Source organism: Methylobacterium sp. WL18 (assembly GCF_008040015.1).
In the GTDB taxonomy this organism is placed as follows: domain Bacteria; phylum Pseudomonadota; class Alphaproteobacteria; order Rhizobiales; family Beijerinckiaceae; genus Methylobacterium; species Methylobacterium mesophilicum.
This window is the reverse complement of record NZ_VRVD01000368.1, coordinates 1-4,739: the sequence shown is the minus strand read 5'-3', so window position 1 is coordinate 4,739 and position 4,739 is coordinate 1. Positions and strand designations below refer to the sequence as shown.

Here is a 4,739-nt window from a genome sequence, read left to right as displayed (position 1 = left end):
GGCCTGAACTGCGCCGCCGGTTGTCCGCCGGCCGCGCGCCCGATCGGCGCCGTGTCGGCGCGAGGACCCTCGTGCCGGATCCCGGATCCGGCGCAACGGTCCAAACCCTCGATCGTGCAGCATCGTCCGTCCGGAAGCCGGAACACCCCGTTCGGGGAGATGCGCGATCCGCCTCGACGAGGCGCGGCCCTTCAGCGCCGCGCCGGCCTCTGCAGACGCATGTTTTTCCAGGAGCGTCGGAACCCGTGACCCGCACTTCGTCCGCCCGATTCCCGTCCCCCGTCCGGCGCAGCCCGCCGCACGCGACCGTCCTGGGGGCGGCCGCCCTGCTGGCGCTCGGCCTTTCGGCCTGCAACCCGAAGCAGGCGGCCGCGCCGACGCCGCCGGTGCCTGAGGTCGGCTTCGTCACAGTGACCCCGCAGGCGATCCCCTACCTGCGCGACCTGCCCGGGCGGGTGGCGCCGATGCGCATCGCCGAGGTCCGGTCGCGGGTCTCCGGCCTCGTGGTCAAGCGCCTGTTCGAGCAGGGCAGCCAGGTCAAGGAAGGCGACATCCTCTACAAGATCGACCCGGCCCCCTTTGAGGTCGAACTGGCGAGCGCGGAGGCCGTGCTGGCCCGCCACGAGGCCGCCCTGGTGCTGGCCCGCCAGCAGGCCGACCGGCTCGAGACCCTGCTGACCCGGGCCACCGCCAGCCAGGCGCAGTACGACGCCGCCTTCGCGGGCAAGAAGCAGGCGGAGGCCGAGGTCGCCGGCGCCAAGGCGGCCCGGGACCGGGCGCAGCTCAACCTCGGCTGGACCGACGTGCGCGCACCGATCACCGGCCGGATTGGCCGGGCGCTGCTCACCGAGGGCACCCTGATCGAGCCGGGCTCGACGGGGGCGCTCGCCACGATCCAGCAGCTCGACCCGATCTACGTCGACATCACCCAGTCGGTGGGCGAACTGAACCGCCTGCGCCGGGATCTCGCCAGCGGCGAGCTCGCCCGGCTGGAGGACAACACCGCCAACGTCCACCTGATCATGGACGACAACTCCCTCTACCCGCTGGCCGGCCGCCTGCTGTTCTCGGACGTCACCGCCGATCCGAGCACCGGCCAGGTGACCCTGCGGGTGCAGTTCCCCAACCCGCACGACGAGCTGTTCCCGGGCATGTACGTCCGCGCCCGGATCAAGCAGGGCATCGATTCCGACGCCATCGCGGTGCCCCAGCAGGCGATCCAGCGCACCGAGGACGGCCGCGCCGAGGTCTGGCTGGTCCGGGCCGACGACACGGTGATGCGCCAGCCGGTCGAGGTCGGGCCGGTGGTCGGGCAGAACTGGCTGATCCGGGACGGGCTCAAGGCTGGCGAGCGGGTCATCGTCGACGGCGTCCAGAAGATCACCGCGGGCGTGAAGGTGAAGCCCGTGGACCAGACCCCGCTCCACGGCGAGGAGAGCCCGAAGCACGACGCCGACGAGGCCCCCGACGCGCCCGGCGACCAGAAGCCAAGTGACCAGAAGCCAAGTGACCAGAAGCTTGGCGCCCCGAACCCCGGCGACAAGGCGCAGGTCGCGCCGCGCGCCGCCGCGGTCAACCGCCACTGAGCCCCGGGGACCACGCGCATGGCACGCTTCTTCATCGACCGCCCGGTCTTCGCCTGGGTGGTGGCCCTGTTCATCTGCCTGGGCGGCGCCCTGGCGATCCCGAACCTGCCGATCGCGCAGTACCCGGTGATCGCCCCGCCGCAGATCGCCCTGTCCACGGCCTATCCCGGCGCCTCGGTGGATAGCCTCTACGTCGGCACGACCCGGCTCATCGAGGATGAGCTGAACGGCGCGGCCAACATCATGAACTTCGAGTCGACCACCGACTCGTTCGGCTCGGTCAACATCACCGCGACCTTCCTGCCCGGGACCGACCCGGCGCTCGCCTCCGTGGAGGTGCAGAACCGGTTGAAGCGCGTGGAGGCCCGCCTGCCGGCGGAAGTCCGCCAGCAGGGCATCCTGGTGGAGGAGGCCTCGGCCGCGACCCTCAACATCATCACCCTGATCTCCAAGGACGGGTCGATGGACGAGGTCGGCCTCGGCGACTTCCTGATCCGCAACGTCATCAACGAGATCCGGCGCATCCCCGGGGTCGGGCGCGCGACGCTCTACTCCACCGAGCGCTCGCTCCGGGTCTGGGTCGATCCGGACAAGCTGCGCGGCCTGTCGCTCAGCGCCGAGGACGTGACCGAGGCGATCCGCAACCAGAACATCCAGGTCGCCTCCGGCTCGGTCGGCGCCCAGCCGAGCCCGACCAAGCAGGCGGTCACGGTGCCGATCATCGTGAAGGGCCAGCTCGGCACCATCGAGGATTTCGGCGCGATCGTGCTGCGGGCCAACTCGGACGGCTCGAACGTGCGCCTGCGCGACGTCGCCCGGATCGAACTCGGCGGCGACGCCTACCAGTTCTCGACCCGGCTCAACGGCGGCCCGGCCGCCGGCATCTCGGTGACGCTGGCCCCCGACGGCAACGCGCTGGAGACGGCCCGCGCGATCCGGGCCAAGATGGTGGAGCTGTCGCAGTTCTTCCCGCCCGACCTGAAGTGGGACATCCCGTACGACATCACCCCGGCGGTCGAGGCCTCGATCGAGAAGGTGCTGCACACCCTGGTCGAGGCGGTGGTGCTGGTGTTCCTGGTGATGTTCCTGTTCCTGCAGAACATCCGCTACACCCTGATCCCCACCATCGTGGTGCCGATCGCCCTGATGGGCACGGTCACGGTGATGTGGATCTCCGGCTTCTCGGTGAACGTGCTCACCATGTTCGGCATGGTGCTGGCCATCGGCATCCTGGTCGACGACGCCATCGTCGTGGTGGAGAACGTCGAGCGGATCATGAACGAGGAGGGCCTGCCCCCCAAGGAGGCCACCAAGAAGGCCATGGAGCAGATCACCGGGGCGATCATCGGCATCACCCTGGTGCTGATGGCCGTGTTCATCCCGATGGCGTTCTTCCCCGGCTCGGTGGGCATCATCTACCGGCAGTTCTCGATCGCCATGGTCACCTCCATCGCGTTCTCGGCGCTGCTCGCCCTGTCGCTGACGCCGGCCTTGTGCGCGACCTTCCTGAAGCCGGTGGTCAAGGGCCACGGCCACGCCAAGGGCGGCGTGTTCGGGATGTTCAACCGCTTCGTCGATCGCGAGACCGCCCGCTACGGCCGCGGCGTCGCGGGCCTCATCCGCAAGTCCGGCCGGGTGATGCTGGTCTACCTCGCCCTGGTGGCGGGCACGGCCTACGCCTTCATCAACCTGCCGGAGGGCTTCCTGCCGGTGGAGGACCAGGGCTTCTTCACGGTGGACATCCAGACGCCGCCCGGCGCCTCCTACAACCGCACCCAGGAGGCCAACCGCCGGGTCGAGGAGCACCTGCTGGCGCAACCCGGCGTCGCCACCGTGACGATGCTCAACGGCTTCTCGTTCTCGGGGCAGGCGCCCAGCACCAGCCAGGCCTTCGTGACCCTGAAGCCCTGGAGCGAGCGCGACGCCAAGAACTCGGCCGCCGCCCTGGTGGCCGGGACCAACGCGGCCCTGGCGAACTACCGCGACGCCACCGTGGACGCCCAGGAGCCGCCCCCGGTGGACAACCTCGGCAACGCCGCCGGCTTCTCGTTCCGCCTTCAGGACCGGGCGAACCGCGGCTACGCGGCGCTGCTCTCGGCCCAGGACCAGCTGCTCAAGCTCGCGCAAGGCAGCCCGATCCTCCAGAAGGTGAAGATCGAGGGCCTGCCGCCGACCCCGCAGGCGGAGCTGATCGTCGACCGCGAGAAGGCGGCGGCGCTCGGCGTCAAGTTCGAGGATATCAACGCCACGATCCAGCTCAACCTCGGCTCGGTCTACACCAACGACTTCCCCAACCGGGGCAAGATGCAGCGCGTCTACGTCCAGGCCGAGCAACTCCAGCGCATGAACGCCTCGGACATCCTCAACTACGCGGTGAAGAACGCCGGCGGCACGATGGTGCCGATGTCGTCCTTCGCGGAGCTGAAATGGGGCATGGGGCCGAGCCAGATCGTCGGCTTCAACGGCTACCAGTCGGTGCGCATCACGGGCGAGCCGAACCCCGGCTACACCTCGGGCGACGCGATCAACGAGATGGAGCGGCTGATGCTGCAGCTGCCCAAGGGGTTCGGCTACGCCTGGACCGGGCAGTCGTTCCAGGAGAAGCAGGCCGGCAGCCAGGCCAGCCTGCTGCTGGCGCTCTCGGTGCTGATCGTGTTCCTGTGCCTGGCCGCGCTCTACGAGAGCTGGGCGATCCCGGTCTCGGTGCTGCTGGTGATCCCGCTCGGCGTGATCGGCGCGGTGGCGGCGGTCTACCTGCGCGGCATGCCCAACGACGTGTACTTCAAGATCGGCCTGATCACGATCATCGGCCTGTCGGCCAAGAACGCGATCCTGATCGTGGAGTTCGCCAAGGACCTCTGGAAGCCCGGGACCTCGGTGATCCAGTCCGCCATCGAGGCCTCGACGCTCCGGTTCCGGCCGATCGTGATGACCTCGCTCGCCTTCATCTTCGGCGTGGTGCCGCTGGCCATCGCCACCGGCGCCGCCTCGAAGAGCCAGCAGGCGATCGGCACCGGCGTGATGGGCGGCATGATCACCGCCACCGTGCTGGCGGTGTTCTTCGTGCCGGTGTTCTTCGTGGTGGTGATGCGCCTGTTCCGGCGCAAGGCCGTGGCCGACGGCGAGCGGGGCGCGGGCGAGGCGGCGCCGCAT

2 protein-coding genes are annotated in these 4,739 nt (G+C 69.7%); both read left to right on the top strand.

From position 1 onward, the window contains the following. The first annotated feature begins 245 nt into the window (after positions 1 to 245). Positions 246 to 1,586: an efflux RND transporter periplasmic adaptor subunit gene (locus tag FV228_RS20745; protein WP_187277838.1), complete on the top strand. Its 1,341-nt coding sequence runs from the start codon at positions 246 to 248 to the stop codon at positions 1,584 to 1,586. Positions 1,587 to 1,604: 18 nt separating this feature from the next. Beyond that, on the top strand, positions 1,605 to 4,739 hold a 3,135-nt coding region (locus FV228_RS20740; RefSeq protein WP_147856346.1), incomplete at its 3' end, for a multidrug efflux RND transporter permease subunit.